General features: G+C 45.6%; 21 protein-coding genes. 17 read left to right on the forward strand and 4 right to left on the reverse strand.

All coding sequences use genetic code 11. The features are described from left to right. Nucleotides 1–19: 19 nt before the first annotated feature. From cobA to nirD, 9 genes are all read left to right on the forward strand, one after another. A complete protein-coding gene (gene cobA / locus ATB76_RS03245) occupies nucleotides 20–925 on the forward strand; it encodes a uroporphyrinogen-III C-methyltransferase (RefSeq protein ID WP_061034605.1) in 906 nt (301 codons plus the stop codon). Beyond that, nucleotides 922–1875: a glycosyl transferase family protein gene (locus ATB76_RS03250; protein WP_061034606.1), complete on the forward strand. Its 954-nt coding sequence runs from the start codon at nucleotides 922–924 to the stop codon at nucleotides 1873–1875. The genes cobA and ATB76_RS03250 overlap by 4 nt, the downstream gene beginning before the upstream one ends. 228 nt (nucleotides 1876–2103) lie before the next feature. Beyond that, nucleotides 2104–3021, forward strand: a complete 918-nt coding sequence (locus ATB76_RS03255; protein ID WP_061034607.1) for a dienelactone hydrolase family protein — start codon at nucleotides 2104–2106, stop codon at nucleotides 3019–3021. A gap of 73 nt (nucleotides 3022–3094) precedes the next feature. Further along, a complete protein-coding gene (locus tag ATB76_RS03260) occupies nucleotides 3095–3676 on the forward strand; it encodes an ANTAR domain-containing protein (RefSeq protein WP_061034608.1) in 582 nt (193 codons plus the stop codon). Nucleotides 3677–3941: 265 nt separating this feature from the next. Continuing rightward, entirely contained in the window at nucleotides 3942–5306 is a 1365-nt protein-coding gene (locus ATB76_RS03265) for a CmpA/NrtA family ABC transporter substrate-binding protein (RefSeq protein ID WP_061034609.1), read from the forward strand. A gap of 80 nt (nucleotides 5307–5386) precedes the next feature. Continuing rightward, nucleotides 5387–6352: an ABC transporter permease gene (locus ATB76_RS03270; RefSeq protein WP_038889326.1), complete on the forward strand. Its 966-nt coding sequence runs from the start codon at nucleotides 5387–5389 to the stop codon at nucleotides 6350–6352. Between the two features lie 11 nt (nucleotides 6353–6363). After that, on the forward strand, nucleotides 6364–7200 hold the full coding sequence (locus ATB76_RS03275; protein ID WP_005450080.1) for an ABC transporter ATP-binding protein: 837 nt from the start codon (nucleotides 6364–6366) through the stop codon (nucleotides 7198–7200). A gap of 10 nt (nucleotides 7201–7210) precedes the next feature. Beyond that, complete coding sequence (nirB, locus tag ATB76_RS03280; protein ID WP_061034610.1) at nucleotides 7211–9730, forward strand: nitrite reductase large subunit NirB; 2520 nt, start codon at nucleotides 7211–7213, stop codon at nucleotides 9728–9730. Further along, on the forward strand, nucleotides 9731–10066 hold the full coding sequence (gene nirD, locus ATB76_RS03285; RefSeq protein WP_061034611.1) for a nitrite reductase small subunit NirD: 336 nt from the start codon (nucleotides 9731–9733) through the stop codon (nucleotides 10064–10066). 98 nt (nucleotides 10067–10164) lie between these two features. Here nirD and ATB76_RS03290 read toward each other — a convergent pair whose 3' ends face one another. Both ATB76_RS03290 and ATB76_RS03295 read right to left on the reverse strand, forming a co-directional pair. Then, entirely contained in the window at nucleotides 10165–10569 is a 405-nt protein-coding gene (locus tag ATB76_RS03290; protein WP_061034612.1) for a PPC domain-containing DNA-binding protein, read from the reverse strand. A gap of 1 nt (nucleotide 10570) precedes the next feature. Continuing rightward, nucleotides 10571–11146 carry a TetR/AcrR family transcriptional regulator gene (locus tag ATB76_RS03295; protein WP_061034613.1) on the reverse strand — a complete coding sequence of 192 codons (576 nt, stop codon included), beginning with the start codon at nucleotides 11144–11146 and terminating at the stop codon, nucleotides 10571–10573. A 284-nt stretch (nucleotides 11147–11430) separates the two neighbouring features. Here ATB76_RS03295 and ATB76_RS03300 point away from each other — a divergent pair, with 284 nt between their 5' ends. The 8 genes from ATB76_RS03300 to ATB76_RS03335 all read left to right on the forward strand — a co-directional run bounded on the left by ATB76_RS03300 (nucleotide 11431) and on the right by ATB76_RS03335 (nucleotide 19532). Continuing rightward, on the forward strand, nucleotides 11431–12045 hold the full coding sequence (locus tag ATB76_RS03300; protein WP_061034614.1) for a glutathione S-transferase: 615 nt from the start codon (nucleotides 11431–11433) through the stop codon (nucleotides 12043–12045). Nucleotides 12046–12299: 254 nt separating this feature from the next. After that, nucleotides 12300–12560, forward strand: a complete 261-nt coding sequence (locus tag ATB76_RS03305) for a hypothetical protein (protein ID WP_038878106.1) — start codon at nucleotides 12300–12302, stop codon at nucleotides 12558–12560. 26 nt (nucleotides 12561–12586) lie between these two features. Further along, nucleotides 12587–14248, forward strand: coding sequence for a SpoIIE family protein phosphatase (locus ATB76_RS03310; protein ID WP_061034615.1), 1662 nt, complete (start codon nucleotides 12587–12589; stop codon nucleotides 14246–14248). Between the two features lie 220 nt (nucleotides 14249–14468). Then, complete coding sequence (locus ATB76_RS03315; protein WP_061034616.1) at nucleotides 14469–14942, forward strand: prepilin-type N-terminal cleavage/methylation domain-containing protein; 474 nt, start codon at nucleotides 14469–14471, stop codon at nucleotides 14940–14942. A 318-nt stretch (nucleotides 14943–15260) separates the two neighbouring features. Next, nucleotides 15261–16958, forward strand: coding sequence for a GGDEF domain-containing protein (locus ATB76_RS03320; protein ID WP_240538019.1), 1698 nt, complete (start codon nucleotides 15261–15263; stop codon nucleotides 16956–16958). A 38-nt stretch (nucleotides 16959–16996) separates the two neighbouring features. Further along, nucleotides 16997–17539, forward strand: coding sequence for a type II secretion system protein (locus ATB76_RS03325; protein ID WP_061034617.1), 543 nt, complete (start codon nucleotides 16997–16999; stop codon nucleotides 17537–17539). Nucleotides 17540–17556: 17 nt separating this feature from the next. Then, nucleotides 17557–18249, forward strand: coding sequence for a response regulator transcription factor (locus tag ATB76_RS03330; RefSeq protein ID WP_042604128.1), 693 nt, complete (start codon nucleotides 17557–17559; stop codon nucleotides 18247–18249). 11 nt (nucleotides 18250–18260) lie between these two features. Then, nucleotides 18261–19532 (forward strand): HAMP domain-containing sensor histidine kinase, encoded by a 1272-nt coding sequence (locus ATB76_RS03335; protein WP_038878091.1) that lies wholly within the window; start codon nucleotides 18261–18263, stop codon nucleotides 19530–19532. A gap of 343 nt (nucleotides 19533–19875) precedes the next feature. Here the strand turns inward: ATB76_RS03335 and ATB76_RS03340 are convergent, their stop codons facing one another. Further along, the gene (locus ATB76_RS03340; RefSeq protein WP_042602877.1) at nucleotides 19876–20583 is read right to left on the reverse strand and encodes a response regulator transcription factor; all 708 of its coding nucleotides are present in this window, start codon (nucleotides 20581–20583) and stop codon (nucleotides 19876–19878) included. Between the two features lie 214 nt (nucleotides 20584–20797). Then, on the reverse strand, nucleotides 20798–21799 hold the full coding sequence (locus tag ATB76_RS03345) for an NADH:flavin oxidoreductase (RefSeq protein WP_061034618.1): 1002 nt from the start codon (nucleotides 21797–21799) through the stop codon (nucleotides 20798–20800). Between the last annotated feature and the right edge of the window lie 72 nt (nucleotides 21800–21871).

Consider the following 21871-nt stretch of genomic DNA (forward strand, 5'->3'; position numbering starts at 1 on the left):
TCATAAAGAGGATAAGCACATGGAAGCGCCTTATCAAAAGTCTTGGTTTAAGAAAGGACAAGCGAGTCAGAAACAAGAACGCTCGTCTCGTTTTTCTAAGCATGACCAAGCAAGCAAACTGAACCAACTTTTAGAAGACCATTCAGTAGACCTAGACGCGAACCACAAAGGTTTTGTCTCGATTGTCGGAGCAGGGCCGCACGATCCTGACTTGTTAACGGTAAAGGCTGTAAAAGTGATTATGTCGGCAGAGGTTCTGCTGTACGACCGCCTGGTTAACAAAGATATTTTGGAGTTGGCTTCGTCACAAGCCGATTGGATCTACGTGGGCAAACGATGCGGACAACCCAGTATTGGTCAGGAAGAAATCTGTGATTTGATGGTGTCGCTTGCTCAACAAGGAAAACGAGTTGTGCGCTTAAAAGGGGGAGATCCATTCGTATTTGGCCGTGGAGGCGAAGAAGCATTAGCACTCGTCAAACACTCAATCGCTTACGAAGTCATCCCCGGCATTACCGCTGCGATTGGGTGTTCCGCAAACAGCTTGATTCCGCTGACTCATCGTGGCGTTGCTCGCAGCGTTACCTTTGTGACAGGGCAAGTGGTAACAGGTGCATTTGAAGCGTGGAGCCAACTGATGCAAAGCGGACAAACGTTAGTCTTCTATATGGGGTTAGAAAAGTCATCGCAAATACAAACGGGTTTAATCAATTCCGGTTTGAGAGCAGATTTCCCAGTCGCGATCATCACTCATGGTTGCAGCCCTCAGCAACAAGTTCATGTTACCCAACTCAATCAGCTCAATGATTTATCGATTACACTTAAAGGCGTGAGCCCAGCATTGATTGTGATGGGAGAAGTTGTCAAACTGCGCGAACAACTAATAGAAACCGTACAGTCAGTGACGGAATACGAGGGAATATGAGCAGCATTTTGGAATGTATTAGAACAGTCGGTCGTGGCGAACGTGGTAGAAAACCACTGAGCTTTGACCAAGCGTTTCGAGTTATGGATGAATACCTAAACGGTGAGTGCGACGACGATCAGATGGCAATGCTGTTGATGCTGATCCGCGTACAGAACGAGACTCAACAAGAAATCGCTGGCTTTGTGAAAGCATTCCAATCCCGCATGCCAGCTATTGGTGCAGATATTGATTGGCCATGTTATGCAGGCAAACGTGAAGCGGCAGGTCAGCCTTGGCATCTGTTGGCAGCGAAGATCCTTGCCGATAATGGCCATAAAGTGCTGATGCACGGCTATCACGACCGTCAATCTGGTCGTTTACACGCTGAAGACTACCTCGACAAATTTGCTATTACGAAAGCGGAATCAGCAGAAGAAGCAAAGCGTGTGTTAGAAACACAAAACATTGTGTATCTACCGCTGAGTGCGTTTGCTCCTCAAGCAGAAACCATGATCGGTTGGAAGAATCGTTATGGGCTTAGAACGCCGATTAATACCGTGGTTCGAGCATTGAATCCGGGGCAGGCGACGGTTGGTATTCGTGGTAGCTTCCATCCTGGGTTCCAACAACTTCATGCTGAAGTCGAATACGAGATTGGTCAAACCGCTCACGCCGTTGTGTCATTCAAAGGACAATCGGGTGAGTCAGAATACAACCCGAAAGTAAGCCAAACAGTATGGCTAAGCCAAACAAGCGGCGTGACATCGCACTACTGGACGGAGCAAATGCTGTCTGAGGTGCCAATGCCTGCGAACTGCCCATTTGGGACGTCAGAAGACGACATGAACCAAATGGCAAATACGGTTCTTGCTACCATGACAGTGGTCTTGTTTGCACAAATGCACGACAGGGAAAAAGCATTCGAACGTGCCTTCTCTTACTGGCAAGCCTATTGCGGTCAGCAATAATGCACTATTGTCAATTAATGTAAAACCAACGACGCAAAGTTGTTGAATCTGAATCCATTATCTATTGTTTGAAGAAGGTAAAAGATCCTAGCTCGCCAATGATGTGTTCACCACCTTGCTCCGTATCAGAGTGGTGAAACCGCAGTTTTAGCCTCGATAGCGTTCGTTTCTCGCTGCGCTTTTGAGAATGAGAAATTCCCATATGGTAAGACACAGAGGACATGGATAATGGTTCTAAAGCATACCACTCCTAGTGAAAAGGCTTCTCATCCGATCCCGCAAGAAGCCTTCGATTGGTACGACGAATACGCCCACGGAAAAATCTCGCGCCGTGAGTTTCTTAATAGGCTGGGTGGCCTTGCGGTGCTTGGCTTTAGCATGACAGCACTGGTCGATGCGTTAACCCCGAATTACGCACTCGCAGAACAAGTTTCATTTAACGATCCTGACATCAAAGCAACGTACGAAACCTTTCCATCTCCAAATGGGCATGGAGAAGGGCGTGGTTATTTGGTGATGCCACAGAAGAAGACCTTGAAATCGCCGACCGTGTTGGTGATTCATGAAAACCGAGGTCTGAACCCTTATATCAAAGATGTCGCAAGACGACTTGCAAAGGACGGCTTTATTGCTTTCGCTCCAGACGCGCTTTATCCACTCGGCGGCTATCCGGGGAACGACGATGAAGGTCGCGCCATGCAGAAAGAGATGAACAGAGCCAAGATTGAACAAGACTTTATTGCAGCCGCTAACTTCCTCAAACAATACGAGGGTGGCAACGGTAAATTGGGAGCGGTTGGATTCTGCTTCGGTGGATACATTGTCAACATGCTTGCAGCGGTAATGCCAGAAGAGCTCGATGCAGGTGTGCCTTTCTATGGAACACCTGCTGCGCAAGAGATCCAAAAGCAAGTCAAAGGGCCATTGATGATTCACTTTGCAGGGCTCGATAAGCGTGTTAACGACACATGGCCTGCTTATGAGCAGCAGTTAATCGCGACCGACGCACAGTATCAAGCGTTAATGTATGAAAACGTCAACCACGGTTTCCATAACGACTCAACGGCACGCTACGCACCGGAAGAAGCAGCGCTCGCTTGGGAACGCACACTCGGCTTCTTCAAAGAACATCTCGCCTCTAGTTAGAACGCTTCAACTTTAGTTGGCACATTCCTTGTTATGTCTCTCTTAGTGAGTGAGATATAAACAAGGAATGTGCATGACTCAATCAACGTCAAAAACACCCATCATAGTATGCTGTGATAGCCTCGAAGAGCAGGCTCGATTGTCCGGCTTATTGAGCAAAGATTACGACAACATCATCGGCTGCCAATTGGCACAATTAGAAACGCTTATGCAACGAGAACCGCCAGCAAGCGTTGTGGTTGGATGGCAGCAGCCGACGGCCGAACTGCGTTTGATCGTCGATTTCTGCCGCAGAAAATCGGCCCCACTTCTTATCGTCTTAAAGCAGTTATCATCTAATGATATCAATCGGTTATCAGAAAAAATGGACTATGTTCTCATGCCACATGATAGTGAGTTTGCACTTCAACCCTGGATTGAACATGCGACATTAGTGAGAGCGAAATTCGAAAGTATGCAATCGGAAATTGAATCGCTGACCCATAAGATTGAAGAGCGCAAGCTGGTGGAAAAAGCCAAAGGTCTGCTGATGAAGATGCACAGTGTTGATGAAGAACAGGCGTATAAAGCACTTAGAAATTCAGCCATGCAATCGAGCCAAACGCTCGCACAAGTTGCCAAGAATTTGATAACTACTTTGGAGGTGCTTGATTAGTTACTCTACCACTTTGGGGTTAGAGTGCGTTTTCTAACGTGGTGCGTGTTGCACTATCAGCAAGCAATAACAGGGAATAACAAACAGCAAGATATACTAATCTATTGTATTTACTGTGAAAAATAAGTTGGCACAGTAATTGGATTAGAAGAATTGGGTTTATTGTTGAATCGCTTATCTCAATTATCAACGACGGTAATTGTAGACTTAGCAACGGCGCTACTGCTCTTCGGAGTAGTGGCGCTTTTTTTATGGGAGCAAACCAATGAAATGGAGTTCGATGCTGAAAGTGTCAGCAATTTCGTTATCGGTATTCACCACGGTCAGCGTAAAGGCAGAGTTGGGTGAGCCAGAAATTGAAGACCTGAAGTTTGGTTTTATTAAGTTAACCGATATGGCACCGCTGGCGGTTGCTTATGAGAAAGGTTTTTTTGAAGACGAAGGCTTGTACGTCACTTTAGAAGCGCAAGCAAACTGGAAGGTGCTTTTAGACCGAGTCATCGATGGTGAGCTTGCTGGTGCGCACATGCTTGCTGGTCAGCCATTGGGCGCAACGATTGGTGTTGGCACAAAAGCAGAAGTGATTACCGCGTTCAGTATGGATTTGAACGGCAACGCAATCACGGTTTCCAATGATACTTGGGAGCAGATGAAGCAATACATTCCAAAACAACCAGATGGCAAACCTGTTCACCCAATCAAAGCGGATGCACTGAAGCCTGTGGTCGACAGCTATCTGGATAAAGGCAAACCTTTCAATATGGGCATGGTGTTCCCTGTATCGACGCACAACTATGAGTTGCGTTACTGGTTAGCGGCGGGCGGGATTCATCCAGGCTTTTACGCACCAGACTCAGGCGATAACAGTGGCCAGTTGGATGCTGACGTTCTCTTGAGTGTTACACCGCCACCACAAATGCCAGCCACAATGGAGGCGGGCACGATCAAAGGGTACTGCGTAGGCGAACCCTGGAACCAACAAGCCGTATTCAAAGGCATTGGTACGCCAGTCGTGACCGATTACGAGATCTGGAAGAACAACCCAGAGAAAGTGTTTGGTGTTTCCAAAGCTTGGGCTGAGAAGTATCCAAACACGCACATTCGCGTAGTGAAAGCCTTGATTCGAGCGGCACATTGGTTGGATGAAAACGACAATGCCAACCGCCAAGAAGCAGTGAAGATGCTATCAAGAAGCGAGTACGTTGGAGCGGATGCCGAAGTTATCGCCAACTCAATGACCGGCACATTTGAATACGAGAAAGGCGACAAACGAGACGTGCCAGATTTCAACGTGTTCTTCCGTCATAACGCCACTTATCCGTATTACAGCGATGCGATTTGGTATCTGACCCAAATGCGCCGCTGGGGGCAAATCTCAAGCGAGAAATCCGATGATTGGTACATGGATGTGGCGAAAGAGGTTTACCGTCCAGATATCTACCAACAAGCGGCTCAAGCACTGATTGAAGATGGTGTGTTGAGCAAAAAAGACTTCCCAGATTTCAGTTCTGAAGATGGTTTTCGTGCGCCACAAACACACTTTATCGACAACATCGTTTATGACGGTCGCGAGCCAAATAAATATCTAGAGAAGTTCTCTATCGGGCTTAAAGGAAAAGACAAAGTTTAGGGTTAGCAGTCCTACAAAAAATACAGCGGGCAGGTGAGTCTGCCCGCAATAACAAGGATGTAAATTTCTTAGGAGTGAGTATGTCTAGTAATGTCATTTCCCTTTTTCCTGCTAAGCAGGTAGTGAACCGAAGTCGGTTGGTGCTTTTGCCCGTGATTGGTTTGCTGATCTTTTTGGCAATGTGGCACTTGGCGGCGAGAGAAGTGCAAACCTCATTAGGTACGCTACCAGGGCCTGTGCAAACTTTTCAGCAGTTCAGCAACCTTGTCGATGACCATTGGCAAGAGCGAGAAAAGGAACAAGCGTTTATCGAGCGTCAGGAAAAACGCAATGCCGCGAAGTTAGCCAAGAATCCAGACGCCGAAGTGAAGATTCGTCCTTACACAGGTAAGCCGACGTTCTTCGACCAAATCATAACAAGCTTAGTAACTGTGACTGCAGGCTTTTTGCTGGCGACGGTTATCGCGATTCCACTTGGCATCGTGCTTGGTCTGAATCAAGGGCTGTATCAAGCGTTCAACCCAATCATTCAATTGCTCAAGCCCGTATCACCTTTAGCTTGGCTACCCATCGTTACCATGGTTGTAAGTGCCACTTATGTGAGTGATGCCCCGATGTTTGCTAAGTCGTTCATTAACTCACTGATCACAGTAGCGCTATGTAGCTTATGGCCGACGCTGATTAATACCGCTGTGGGTGTAACGAGCGTTGATAAAGACTTAATCAACGTGAGCAAAGTGCTCCAACTTTCGTGGTGGCAGCACATACGCACCATCGTTTTACCTTCTGCCATTCCAATGATCTTCACCGGTTTACGTCTCTCTTTAGGTATCGCTTGGATGGTGTTGATTGCGGCAGAAATGCTCGCGCAGAACCCAGGGTTAGGCAAGTTCGTTTGGGATGAATTCCAGAACGGCAGTTCAGCATCATTGGGGCGCATCATGGTGGCTGTCATCACCATCGGCTTTATCGGTTTGATGCTCGATAGAGGCATGCTGCAACTTCAAAAGTGGCTGTCTTGGAATAAACAACAAGCGTTGAGATAAGGGAAAAGATCATGGAAAAAGCATTATTAGATCTAACGCGTTTAGGGATGCGATTCCCAACGCCAGATGGCGAGTTCATCGCGCTTAAGAACGTCGATTTACAAATCAATAAGGGCGAGTTTGTATCCCTAATTGGCCACTCTGGCTGTGGTAAATCAACGGTATTGAACTTAGTCGCAGGGCTGCACATGCCAACAGACGGCGGCGTAATAGTCGATGGGCGAGAGGTAGCTGGACCGGGACCAGACCGCGCGGTGGTGTTCCAAAACCATTCATTATTGCCTTGGTTAACCGTGTATCAAAACGTTGAGCTCGCAGTAAAACAAATTGCCGGCAAAAAGGGCAAAGCGTGGATTCAGGAGCAAGTGAACCACTATTTGGAGTTGATTCAAATGCAGCATGCAGCGCACAAAAAGCCGGATGAAATCTCTGGTGGTATGAAGCAGCGAGTCGGCATCGCGAGAGCACTGGCACTTCAACCAAAGGTTTTGCTGATGGATGAACCATTTGGCGCGTTGGATGCGTTAACACGTGCGCACTTACAGGATGCACTGATGAAGATTCAAGCCGAGCTAAACAATACCGTCATCATGATTACCCATGACGTGGATGAAGCGGTGCTGCTATCCGACAAAATCGTGATGATGACCAACGGACCGGCAGCAACCATTGGTGAAGTGTTAGAAGTGAATCTACCGCGCCCTCGTGAGCGTGTCGCACTGGCGGATGATGCGCAGTATCAGAAGTGTCGACAAGCGGTGCTGAAGTTCCTTTACGAGAAGCAATCCAAAGTCGAGATTCCTGCTTCGAAAGAAGACAAACCCAAAACCGCAGCGCAAACGGCATAAGGAGGCAGCGATGAACAGTCCTTTAACGATTCCAGTAAAGAACGCATTGAGCCACATCGTTGTGGTAGGCAACGGTATGGTCGGGCAACACCTCGTCGAGCAATTAGTGCAGAAAAACGCGCATTTGGAGCACCGAATTACCGTGATTGGTGCAGAGCGTTTTATCGCGTATGACCGTGTGCAATTGTCCTCTTTGTTTGCGGGTAAGTCTCATGATGATTTGATGCTGAGTAACCAAGAATGGTACGACATGCATGGCATCCAACTCGTACTTGGCAGCCAAGTAACAGGCATCGACAGAGAGCAAAAGCGCATTCTGCTTGATGGTGAAGATGTGCTGGGTTACGACGAACTTGTGCTCGCGACCGGTTCTTACCCGTTTGTGCCTCCAATTGAAGGTAAAGACCGAGACAACGTGTTTGTCTACCGCACGCTTGATGACCTTTCACAAATCAAAAAAGCATGTGAAGGCGCAAGAACGGGCGCAGTGATTGGCGGCGGCTTGTTGGGTTTAGAAGCGGCAAACGCACTTAAATTATTAGGGTTAGAAACTCACGTTATTGAATTTGCTCCCCGCCTGATGCCCGTGCAGTTAGACGATGGTGCTGGCTTAGTGCTAAAAGAGAAGATTGAAGCGCTAGGGCTAACCGTTCACACCTCAACGGGTACGGAACGAATCTGCGATGGTGAAACGGCTAAGCATCGTATGGTGTTTAAAGACAAAGATCCTCTCGAAGTGGATGTGATTGTCTTCTCCGCAGGCATTCGTCCTCAAGATGAGCTGGCAAGGCTGGCTGAGCTAGAAATAGGCGAGCGAGGCGGTATTGTGATTAACAACCAATGCCAAACCAGCGATGAGAACATATACGCGATTGGCGAATGTGCCCTTTGGGAGCAGAAGATCTTTGGTTTAGTCGCACCCGGTTACACTATGGCGAGAACCACTGCCGATGTCTTGACTGGGATGCCAAGCGAAGGTTTTAAAGGTGCAGACATGAGCACCAAGCTCAAGCTACTTGGGGTGGATGTGGCGTCTATCGGCGATGCACAAATGCAAACCGAAGGCGCGCAGGAAATGGTGTTGCAAGATGCGGTTGCAGGCATCTACAAAAAGCTGGTGGTTGATGCGAGCGGTACCCAATTACTTGGTGCGATTCTCGTCGGTGACAACAGTGACTACGATGCGCTTTTGCAGTGTTATTTGAACAAAACGGACCTGCCAGACCACGCGGCGAACCTGCTGTTTGATACCGGAATGCTTGATGGAGAGATGCCAGACAGCGCCATTATCTGTTCTTGTCACAACGTCACAAAAGGTGACTTAGTTGCCGAGATACAAGCTGGCACCACCAACCTGACGGACCTTAAAGCAAACACCAAAGCCGGTACTGGCTGTGGTGGTTGTAGCAATATGGTCAAATCGGTATTGGATACTCAATTAGCAGCCATGGGGGTAGAGGTTAACAACCACCTTTGTGAGCACTTTGAGCTCAGTCGCCAAGAGATGTTTCATATTTGCCAAGTGGAACAAATCAAAGACTTCGACACCTTAATTGCACTGCATGGCAAAGGGCATGGGTGTGATATCTGTAAGCCGACAGCAGCATCTGTGTTTGCTTCTTTGTGGAATGAACACATCATGGAGCCTCAACATCAATCTCTGCAAGATTCCAACGATGCCTTTATGGCGAACCTGCAAAAAGATGGTTCTTACTCGATTGTACCTCGTGTTCCGGGCGGCGAAATCACACCAGACAAACTCATCGTGCTAGGCGAAGTTGCTCAGCAATACGATCTATACACCAAAATCACTGGCGGTCAGCGCGTGGATTTATTTGGCGCGCAGTTAGAACAACTTCCTGAAATCTGGCAAACCTTGATTGATGCTGGTTTTGAAACAGGGCACGCCTACGGCAAATCGGTGCGCACCGTGAAATCTTGTGTGGGTTCTACTTGGTGTCGCTATGGTGTTGATGACTCGGTCGGATTAGCCATTGAGTTAGAGAACCGCTACAAAGGATTGCGAGCGCCCCATAAGCTTAAGTTTGCCGTATCGGGCTGTACTCGCGAGTGTGCAGAAGCGCAAAGTAAAGACATTGGAGTGATCGCCACTGAAAAAGGCTGGAATCTATACGTTTGCGGGAATGGCGGCATGAGACCAAGACACGCTGATTTGTTTGCATCTGACTTATCCAAATCAGAGTTGATCACCATGATTGACCGAGTATTAATGTTCTACGTCAGCACCGCAGATCGCTTGCAGCGTACGTCGGTGTGGATGGAGAACATGGAAGGGGGTTTAGATTACCTTAAACAAGTGATTTTGGATAACTCTCTGAATCTACGTGATTCTTTGGATGAACAAATGGCACGAGTCGTAGATACCTATCAATGTGAATGGAAGAGTACGCTGGGTAATCCTCAAAAACTGCAACGCTTCCGTCCTTTCTTGAACAGCACGTCGGGCAGCAAAGTCTTGCCTTACCAGCGTGTGCGCGGTCAGCGTATTCCAGTGAAACAGGAGGTGTAAATGGCAGCTTTAACCAAAGTTAAATTGTGTCAGCTTGATGACCTAATGCCGTTTATCGGTGCTACTGTATTGATTGAAGGCGAGCACGTTGCGTTATTCTACATTCCAGATAGCGGTGTTTACGCCGTTCAAGATTGGGACCCAATAGGTAAGGCTTATGTGATGAGTCGAGGGATTGTCGGTGATATTGATGGTGAGATGTGTGTTGTATCACCACTGTATAAACAGCACTTCAGTTTAAAGAGTGGGCAATGTCTGGAAGACGAAGCGCACTGTCTAAAAACGTGGCAAGTAACAGTCGACGATAATCAGGTTTGTTATTTAGCCGAAGAATGATCCTCGAAATTAGCTTGCTCGATATGAGTAAATTCTTAGCGTAAGAGACAAGCGAATAAAGCTCCAGAGACAGCACAGTATGGCTCTGGAGCTTTTTACTATTTGGAAGGATTCACTTTCAGCTCGGTATAGCCAGTCGAGTCGTCCATCGTTCTGGTAAACTCAAGTTCTGAGTAAGAATGGATGATCAATTCTGCGGTGGTATCAATAACCGTGCCTTTCATTAAATGCCCACCCCAGACTCGTCCTTCACGATCAGACACCGAGATATGAACGTGTTGATGTTCAGGCGTTAGGGTTCCCATCACAGAGACGATTTCAAATGGCTCTTGCTTGGTTAACGTACTCTCTGCACTTGCCAAACGAAGGTTGAGGTCAGAGACACAGCCAACGCATGAGGCAATCGAGCCAGCTTTGATACCATGCTGCTCGACCAATTTCGCAAGGCTGAGCTTTAAGTCCATGCCTTTGGTAAGACGTACCGCTATCACTTCAATCGACATGTCATTTCCTAATCAAAACCAGCAAGCAGGAAAGCGCCGTATCCAAGTCGGCATAACGTTTGGCTTTGCCAAGTACGCGCATGCCTTGCATGTTGTTGAGAACAAAACGAGCGAGTTCTGCTGGTTTCAGCGTTTTCGGCACTAAGGTTTCTTTCTGCGCATTAATCAGTGCATCCGCAATGATGTCGATAAGATGGTCGAACAAAAAATGCCCTTTGCGCAGTACATCATCGTCTTCCCCAGCGTGCTCAATCAACGCATTTTGGATAAAACACCCACAGTTGCGTTTGCGCTGCAGCTCAGCAAAAGATTTAAGGAACGATTCCAACTCAGGTAAAGACGCGTCGTCTTTTTCCAAATCATTCAGTGACGGTAGCGAGACCTTTTTCAAGTAGGTATCGAGCGCTTCGTAGTAGAGCTGTTGCTTGTCACCATAGGTGTTGTAAAGACTGAAGCGGTTGATGTTCAACTCGTCTGTGAGATCCGAGATAGACGTGTTCGCAAAGCCCTTGCGCCAAAACACATCCATAGCCACGAGAAGCTTTTCATCTCGGTCGAAGTTGGCTTTTCTTGCCATAAATTACCTGCCTGGGTCTGCTTATCGGGTAATTAAATTGCTTTGGAGGGATGGTACAGAGAACCTCTAGCGTTCGAACTGAACCAATATGATGAATACCCATCTATTCTTGGGTATCAGCCCCCAAATTCATGTGAACTCACAAACGGCATCAAAAATCTCGCTCAGCAAACAGACCCACAGCTGTTTGAAAATTTTTGATAGTGAAGTTCTTGACTGATCGTTTATAAACTGGCTACAGTATATCCTAACCAATCGGTTAGAAAAAGATAAAAGGATGTGAAATGAAGCTCTATGAAACCGCAATGACTCCAAGTTGTAAGCGAGTTAGCATTTTTCTAAAGGAAATCGGTGGCGAGGTTGAGCGAATTGCGCTGAACGTTCGTGAGGGCGATAACCTATCTGAACCGTTTAAATCGAAAAGCGTGAACGGCAAAGTGCCTCTGCTGGAACTGGATGATGGCACGACGATCTGTGAAAGCGTGGCAATTTGTCGCTACCTAGATGAAGCGTTTGAAAATGATCTGGCGCTGTTTGGTGCTAACCAGCTCGAACGTGCTCAGGTGGAAATGTGGCATCGTGTGGTGGAGTTCCAAGGTTTGTACACGGCTTTTCAGGCGTTTCGCAATATCACAGCAATTTACCAAGATCGTGAAAACTGTGTTGCTGCGTGGGGTGACGAGTCGAAATCTCGCGTATTAGAATTCCTGCCAATTCTCGACAAGCGCCTATCAGAAAGCGAGCATATCGCCACGGACAACTTCACCATCGTAGACATTACCGGCTACATTTTTGTTGGTTTTGCCGTAAATGGCTTGAGTATTGAAGTGTTCGAAACCTACCCAAATATTGCGCGTTGGTTTGAACAAGTATCGGTGCGTGAGGCATTCCAAAACTAAGGCTTAGTTATCGTCAATAAAGCAGTGAAGCTTGTATGAGTTCGCTGCTTTTTGCCGTTTTAAGCGTAAAGATCTTCAATTTTATCGGGTTTTCTCTTCTTTTTCTGCCATTCTCCTATAATTAACTCTGTTAATGAAACAACATCAATTGGCTCTCACGGCGTTTTGGAACCTTGAGTTCTTAGTTTGTAGACGTCCCAATCATTATTGGACTTCACCAAGTAATGAAGGACACCAAGCGACAAGGAGAGGTTATGCGTGTTCGAAGTAAAACCATCAATGGCGTGTTGTGTACGCTGCTCGTAGCGTCTGTGTGTGGATTAGTTGCGATGTATCAAAACCACACTCAACAACATCAACAAATTGAATTGCTGCGCGGGCAACTGGTGGAAAAAGAAAACCAAATCGTTGTCTCGAATGAGGCGTTGTCTTATACCCGTTACCAACACCAACTATTATCAGAAGATTACACTCGATTTAGAGACGAACAGTCCACTAACGCCATCCTTCGTTAGGCACTGCGTCATAAGCAGGGAGCATTATGAAATCAATTTTGTTGGTCGATGACAGTAAAACGGTGTTGCTCTATATGACCAGCGCATTGCAAAAGCAAGGGTACGAGGTCATTGCCGTTGAAGATGGTGAGTCTGCGTTAGAAGTGCTGACCCACCGAACTGACATTCAGTTTGTCCTCAGTGATTTGATGATGCCGGGCATCAGTGGTATTGAGCTTTGCCGTGAGCTTAAATCGTCGGCGTTTTCTCGTTATATCTTCTTTGTGCTTCTCTCTTCCCGTAACGATCAAGAATCCATCATCAAAGGCATGGATGCAGGCGCCGATGACTTTGTCGACAAGAAGACATCTGTAGAGGAACTACAAGCGCGCATCCGAGCGGGTTTTCGTACCTTAGAACTGCACAATACGCTCACGACAAAAAACCAAGAGCTCGATTTAGCCTATCAAACTATTCAACAAGATCTCGACGCTGCGAGTGATTTGATGACTCAGTTATTACCAGTGGAAGAACAAATTCACACGGCAAAATTCAGCTTTACTTATGTGCCTTGTTCCAAGATCGGTGGCGACATGTTTGGTTATGTCGAGCTTGATGAGCAACATGTTGCTTTCTACGTATTTGATGTATCGGGCCATGGTATTTCTTCAGCACTGATGGCATTTTCAGTCCAGCAAACTTTGTCACAACGTCACCAATCGGAGTCCATAACGTTAGACTGGAGCGACAATGAATACCGCATCAGTGAGCCTGCCGCTGTGATTGAAAGGCTTAATCGGCGCTACCAACAAGCGCAAAACAGCAAGCTTTACTTCACTATCGAATACGCCGTGTTGAACACCGAAACCGGTGAGCTGAATTATTGCACTGCAGGACACCCTAAATTCGTTTGGCAACAGACGGAACAAAACCGCTTGGAACTTGTTGGCGACAACAACTTCATTGTTGGGGCATTAGAGCCGATGATGTACCAAGGTGGAAGTATCCAACTTAAGCCTAATGACGCCCTTTGGTTTTTCTCCGATGGCCTAACAGAGGCCAAGCAAGGTGAGGAGCTTTACGGCATTGACCGACTGCTATCCAACATTGAAGGGAGTCAAGCGATGCCAGAAAAGGCACAAACCAATGCCGTTTTGGAGCAAGTGCAAAACTGGCAAGGAAAACCGGAACTCGACGATGATGTGAGCGTGTTGAAAGTGCAATGGTTGGGTTCTAGGCAGTCGCAAGCCGTCAATTCGCCGAGTGCGGTATTCCAGAAATCCTATCAAGCGTCTTTAGAAGTTTCACGCCAAGCGAGTCTCGAATTGGTTGAGTTCCTTCAACAACATTCGGTTTCTTCTCATGCCATGCAAACCCTAGAGTTGTGTGTGGTTGAGTTGATGAACAATGCTTTCATCCATGCCTATCAAGAACAAACCGGAAAAACGGTCGAGTTAGAGTGCGAACTAACACAAGGTGAGCAGCACAACATAGAAGTGCGTGTATTTGATTATGGCAATCGCATTTCTGATGAAACCTTCCAAAGCTACACCTCAAAGCAAATAGAGGCGCCAAATCTATTCGATGAAGAGAGTTGGATGCCTTCAGGACGAGGCTTAATGCTCATTGCCCAAATGACGGATGCGTTTTCTGTAACACATCAAGAGGAGCGTAATTGTTTTAAGGTGGCAATAGCGTCTAAATCGTAACTTCTGCTTGTGATGTTGCTAAGATCTTCCTCTTACACGCATTAACACGCATTAGTTTGTCCGCGCTAATCGATTGCCTAAACTTTATTTTTTCTGCCCGTTTTGAGTTAACCCTGCGTTAACTTTCCCCGTCGTATATTCTCCGTCAACCGATGGAGAGTCAGGGCTTCTGCCTCTTGTCATCGTGATTTTTCTCTCGTTTGTAGTTGGGAAATAAAAAATGAAGGCGAAAGGGTTTACCTTAATTGAATTGGTCGTGGTCATTGTCATCTTAGGTATTTTATCTGTGACAGCAGCGCCTCGATTCTTGAATTTGCAAGATGATGCAAGAAACGCGGCAATTGCTGGGTTTAGAGGGGCGATGAACGGTGCGATGGGCATTGTTTACGGCAAAGCGGCATTAATGGGTGTCGAACGCGCAGAAGAGGCTAAATTGGATACTGATGGCACAGGTACGCTTGATTTGGCTATCGCCTACGGATACCCAAAAGCGACTTTGAATGACCTATCTATTGTGGTGCAAGGCTTGAGAGAAGACTGGGCACACAAAGAAATCCCTGGTAGCGATTCAATCTACTTCGGCATTGCGGGTTATGACAAAGCTTGTATCAAATACACACAAGCCGGTGCGACTAGTGCAGCCGCAACCGTGGTCGTCAAAGACCCTGTAGAGTGTAGTGGGCTAACAAAATGATTCTTAGAGCCACTTTTTAAAGTGGCTTTTTTTGTGCTCAAAAGCTGTGCGTATTCCCTTAAAAGTCGCTTAAAACATACCGTTATGGTGACGATAAAAACAAATCATCAAAACAAGTTCGGGCGTTAACTTAGCGTTAACCATGAGAAATTTAAGATATGACTCATATCACACACTATGCCTCTTAAAGCGTTGGCTTTGAGATGGAATTTAACCTTGTTAATGATTAACAGGAAGTAGAGGCGAGTGTCATTAAACGTGTTGGTCAGCGAACTACGTGAATACCAACTCAATAAAAACACTTATAAAGGTCTCTTAATGTCAGATTTCAACTTGTTGTACCAACCAAAACTAAAAGATGGCGTGATCGTTGGTCTTGAAGCTTTGCTACGACCAGTCGACGTTGAAAAAACACTGCCTGAATTTTTCGCCGAAGTGAAAGACAACATGGCGCTTGATCTATCAGTGATGAAGCGTTGTTTGGAAGACATCGCGAAGTTTGACATTCAAATTCCGGTATCCATCAACATCTACCCAACCAGTGTTTTGAATGATTACTTTGTCTTCAGTGCGATCAAGCAGCTAAAAGGAAAGAACGTTTCTTTAGAGTTGGTTGAGCATCAAGGTGTTGAGCTCAACGACGAATTTCTTAATCATGTTGCGCTGCTAAAAGACAACGGCATCAAGCTGTCTATTGATGATTTCGGTAAAGATTTCGCGAGAGCGGATTTGGCGCTCACTATCGGCGCGGATGAAGTCAAATTTGACCGTTCGTTGGTTCATGACATTGAGAAAAACTACAGCAAATTTAAGCATCTGTCGTTTTTGTACTCAAAGATCAAAACGCTATGTACACACAAAGTTGTTTTTGAAGGTGTTGAGAACAAGCGTCAAAAAGAACTGATCGAATTGTTTGCCGAAAAGCCAACGATTCAAGGTTTCTATTTCTATCCAGCAATGCCGTTAGAGGAGATTGTTGAGCTAGATTGCTTTTCCAACCTTGAGCAAGATGCACCTGTAGAAGCACTGCTACGAATGAGCTTGGATTTAGATTACAAGCTTTATAACTTTCTGATTGAAAACAATATTGAAGATGTACAGAGCGAAGAAGTGAATCGCTTTATTGAAGACCATGACATCTTGGGCGTTGTGCACAACGAAGACGTAAATACGACTCTGAGCAACCTAAGAGACATCTATTTCAATAATACATCGATTATTGCGAATGGCGTTGTGTCGATGCTCGATTCAGCTGAAAAGCTGGTCATCATGAGAAACGAGCAAGGTGTGGTGATTTTTGATAACGCGGCACACCGAGAGTTGGTCGGAACCAGTATTGTTGGTGTGAAACCGCAAGAGATCATTCACGAAAACGAAAGCTACCGTTTGTGCTTAGAGAAAGATAAGAACTTGCTGCAAGACGAACATCTTATGTTCCACAAAGACAAAGAGTTTTTCGAGGGTATTGAGTACGACACGATTCGCGAAAAAATGGTCTACAACGGCAAGAAATTCATTATTGCGACCGTTTGCCCCTCAAACGTTGGTTTGGTGGATGTGAGTAAAGATGAGCTAACCAAGTGTTATACCCGCTCGTTTTTGAAGTACCACTTAGGAGCGTATGAAAACCGGATCGTTGCCTTTTTGGATATGAATGGCTTTAAAGCCATTAACGACGCGTTTGGTCATAGAGTCGGAGACAGCTGCCTTGTCGATTTTGCGTGTTTATTGAAATCATCACTTCGAGATAAAGACGTGGTGATTCGTTATGGCGGTGATGAGTTTGTAATCATTTTTGATACCTCTACTTACGACGATATCGAAAACAGACTCAATTCGTTAAACGTGAAAATGACGCGTTACTTTTCAGAAAAAGGGTACGACTTGTCCTTTGCGTACGGCCTATCAAAAGTGAACAACCACGATGTCAATACTGCTATCGAAATTGCCGACAGAAACATGTACACAGCCAAACGTCATATTAAACGTCAGCGCAGCGTTGACTACGTTATTTAAATCTATAGACAAGGACGTCTCAACGGTTTGGAGATTTTATGAAGAATAAAGGTTTTACTCTGATCGAACTGGTCGTTGTCATCGTTATTTTAGGTATCTTGGCCGTTATTGCTGCGCCTAAATTCTTGGGAATACAATCAGAGGCGAGAGTTGCCACTCTAAAGGCTACTCAAGGGACGATCGAGTCTGCATTTGCGTTGGCATCTGCCAAATCACAACTTCCTTCGGCTAATATCCAACCTTGTGATTACCACAAGCAAATGCGTTGTTTGGTGCTAAATGGGCAACAAATTCGTTTAACCAATGAAGACAACTATCCTTGGTTTGATGTCTTCCAGCGCCAAGCATACGAACAATTTAATGAGTTGGTTGATGCCGATGTCTCACCTCTTAATCAAGATTATCATGGTGAAGATACGCTGAATTTTGAAACTGATTACGATGGCGGATTTTGGATTTTTCCCCAGTTTTATGGTGATTGGGACGACTTAACCTCGTTTCATTGCCGCATTCATTACGTGCCAGCGACAGCAAGCCGCACTGGGAAAAGCATGACAACGTTAGAGACCGAAGATTGTTAGTGATGGAATGTAGGTAAATGGATGTAATGCACAAGCACCTTTTGTTGGTCGACGACAATATTGAATTAGCAAAGACCATCATGGAATACTTAGAGATGAATGGGATTCATTGTGACCATGCATCCAATGGTATGATGGCGTTAAAGTTAGCTCGTTCAGATGACTATGATCTGGTCATTCTGGACGTCAACTTACCCCAATTGTCAGGTTTAAAAGTCTGTGAAGAGTTGCGTTTAGATGGTATTGACTTACCTATTTTGATTCTGAGCGCGAGAAGCGATCTGAGCGATAAATTAGCAGGCTTTCAGGTTGGTGCTGATGACTACATGGTCAAGCCTTTTGCCCTTGAAGAACTGCTCGCTCGTGTACAGGTGTTGTTAAAACGTAGAAGTGGCGCGCCAGAGCGGCTCGTTGTGGGTGACTTGGTACTCGATATCAGCAGTAGGGAGGTCTTTCGAGGGGAAGATTCTCTCAATTTATCACCGACTTGCTACAATATTTTGAAAGTGATGATGAGCGCTAGTCCTTCACCAGTAAGTCGAAGTAAGATAATGCGATTGGTCTGGGGCGATGCGTCACCAGAAAGTAACAGCTTGAAAGTTCACATGTTTAAGCTGCGTCAGGCGGTGGATAAGGGACAAAACACCAAGCTTATTCATACGCTTCCTAACTTTGGCTATGTGCTCAAGTCCAAGTCACGGCATCAATAGGAAAGTCATCAGTGAAGATCAAAGACAGCCTTAGAGTGTACGTAATCACCGTCTCTGCGGTGTTAGGGTTAATCCTTGCCGTTGTTGCGGGCTCTTATAGCACCTATAACCTCTATACTGGTATCGATCTTATGACCAAAGGTGTCATGCTGGTGAAAGCGGAAACGGAAGAGCCGCAAGTAGGCAAACCCATCATTAACCCGCCATTTATCATTACCGCCAATTGGGATGACTTACCTTTGGCATTTCAACTCAAGTTTGTTGAAAAGGATCTCGCGGTAGGGAAGTTATTTAAAGCGACAGAGACTGAGTATCGCGCAGGGAGAAACGCCAACCGCTTCATCTATTTGTTGATAAAAAGCGAAGTGGATGCTCAAACCAAATTTGTCGCAGTCAAAATCAACAAAAACGCATTCGATGATTTCACCGATACACTTAACATAAACTTGTTACCGCAACTCAATTATATCGTGTTGTTTGTCGCGGTATTGTTAACCCTGTTTTTAATCGGCGTGTTCTTTATTCTTCGCAAAATCACAAAACCAGTCGAAGAACTAAAAACATGGGCGATGAATATTCGTGAAAAAGATGATCGTTCCAACATACCTGACTTTAAGTTTTCTGAATTGAACATGATGGCCCGAGTGATCAATTCGTCTTTATCTGCAGTTCAAAGAAGTGTGAAGAAAGAGCAAGAGTTCATACGCTATGCGAGCCACGAGTTACGGACGCCAATTGCAGTAATTCGTTCCAATTCTGAGTTGATGAAAAAAATGATCGCCAGCGATATGCCAAAAGAGCGATTACTTAAAAATATTCAGAGAATCGAAAATAACAGCCTGGCGATGTCTGACCTATGTGAAAGCTTGTTATGGCTCAATCATGAAAACTCAACTGAGCTTAAAGAAACGATGACAAGCCTAGGCGTATTGGCGGAGCTGGTGGTGAATGAACAACGCTACTTATTAGATGGGAAGGCCGTTGAAGTTGAGGTCAACGTCGATAGTTTCGAATGCTTGCACTTATCAGGCATGTGCAAAATCGTCATTACTAACCTAATTCGTAATGCGTTTCAGCACACCATAGAAGGTAAAGTGATTATTAAGCAAACCGGTTTAGAGGTCGAAGTCATCAACACTGATGCAAAAACAAATCTGACCCACGAAACAACCGGTTTTGGTTTGGGTCTATTACTGATTAAAAAGATTTGTGACAAGTACTACTGGCAATATGATGAACAAGTATTAGCCAACGGTAGAGTCGTGAAAGTGACGTTTGCATAAGAGAATTAAGACGATAGCAAAGGGTTTACCTTAAACGAGTTCGTTATTGCGATTGTGATTCTTCATATTTTTCGGTGGCTGTTACCCTCGATTTTTGAATTCACAGAAAGACGCTATAGAGTTGAATAATGGAAACCGATGTGGTTTCTGTGACGACGTTTCAGGAAGATCGACACGCAGCCGATCTGTTTACTGACAAAGCACGCCAAACAACCAAATCTATATTTTCTTCACTTCTGATTTGGATAAGAAAAGCATCAACTTCCAATGCCAAGTGATGTACCAAAACATCAGTACTCCGGAAGTAAGATTACTGACTGATACTTGCTAAGTGTCTGAGAGGTTACTTTAAGACGAACCCAAAGTTTTTGATGGTTTGGAGTAGCTTCTCTTCGTAATTATCATCGAGTGCATGCCTTAATTTGAACATGTGCACTTTTAAGCTGTTGGTGTCCGGTTGTTCATCTCCCCATACCTTCTGGATTAAGTCTTCACGACTGATTGGATTGGGTGTCGCTCTAAGTAGTACTTCCAAAATACGATAACCCGTAGGGGAGAGTTTAATTTCATCATTGGCACGCTTTACGTTGCGCTCTTTGACGTTCATTTGTAGATCTTTTAGCTGGAGCAGATTTACCTCGCCACTGCGTCGACGAGACAGTACCTTGACGCGCATAAACAACTCTTCGAATGCGAACGGTTTAGTTAAATAATCGTCTGCGCCAGTCTCAAAACCGATGATCTTATCGTTCAGCGTATCTCTTGCTGTCAGCATAATAACGGGGACATCGTTACCTTGTTCCCGTAACTTTTGACATACCTCCAAACCAGAGAGTCGAGGCAAGTTGAGGTCAAGAATCACCACGTGGTAATGTGTTTTAGCAATCAAATCGAGAGCAGCAATACCGTTAGGTACGTGATCACATTCAACACCTTCGAGTTCAAAGTGTTCAACGGTTGTTTCTGCTAGCTCTAGATTGTCTTCGACTAATAGCAGTTGAAGCGTATTTGGTGGCGTCACGATTCTTTCCAATCCAATTCTGTAAGGCATAATTGATTATTGAGCCTGAGTGGATGAAAAACAAATACTTAATTTCAATTCTTTATTGACGACTTGAACCACTTCCTATCATTAAAAGTTCACTCCGCGCGGCATAAGAAAGATAACGTTTCAACGAGCTATACTTCATTCAGCCACGTTGATTGGAGCTGGGGACATGCCCAAGATTTGAGATAAAAAAGAGCCTCCACGTGTTGAATTACTGTTAAGCACTGACCTCTTTTTGCATGATCTGCTGATTAAAGGCGAGGGGATCTTTCAATATGGCACGACCGACGGCAGCCAAATCGAGCCAACCGTTGTTGACCGCTTGGTCGAGGTATTCGGCACTCTCGATACCACCCACACCAATGATTGGGATACCCAAGTCAGCTTGTTTTAGAAAAGCGGATTCTGAGACTAAAAAGCCTTCGCCGCGGCGGTCTTTAGGACGGTTCCAACCACCAATACCCGATGAGACGTTAATCAAATCCAAGCCAGCGTTAATGAATAACTTACACACTTTCACCATGTCTTCTTGCGTTAATCCTTCTGGGTAAAGGTCCTGACCTGGAATACGCACCATCATGCCAATATTGCTCTTGGCTTTGATTGCTTCGATGATCTCGACCACTAAACGAGAGCGGTTCTCTAATGAACCACCGTATAGGTCATCACGTTGGTTCGTGACTGGAGAGAGAACTTGGTTTAATCCATAGCCGTGTGCGCAGTGCAGTTCAACAAAATCAAAACCGGCTTTGTCGGCACGAAGCGCTGCATCGACGAACTGCTTACGCCAAATAAGCATGTCTTCCAACGTCATCGCTTTCGGTTGCGGTAACACACGGTCGTAAGCGGGTACGGTTATTCCGGAAGGCCCCATTAAATTTGGACAGGTTTCTAACGTTGCCTTGCCACCGCAATGCGTGATTTGAAAGCCTGCTTTTGCGCCGTGATCGTGGATAACTTGGGCGATCGCTTTCATTCCTTCCACGCAGTCATCACTGTGCGCGCCCAATTGGTTCGGTTCACTTCGTCCAGAAAAATCGACAAAACTGTATTCAACCATAACAAGACCTGCACCGGATTGTGCCAGTTTGCCGTAGTGTTTTATGGTGCTTGAAGTTGCGAGACCTTCGGTAGTGGAGGTTTGAGATGCCATTGGTGGCACAACAACGCGGTTTTTCAAGTGGTTGTGCGCAACTGTCAATGAAGAGAAGCGGGTCATACGGTCCCTCGTAATATCTGTAATTCCGTCGTCATTTTAAGCCAGAGAGTGTTATTCATTAAGTGAAACTTA

The sequence above is a fragment of the Vibrio sp. MOR3 genome (assembly GCF_001557775.1).
GTDB classification, from domain to species: domain Bacteria; phylum Pseudomonadota; class Gammaproteobacteria; order Enterobacterales; family Vibrionaceae; genus Vibrio; species Vibrio jasicida.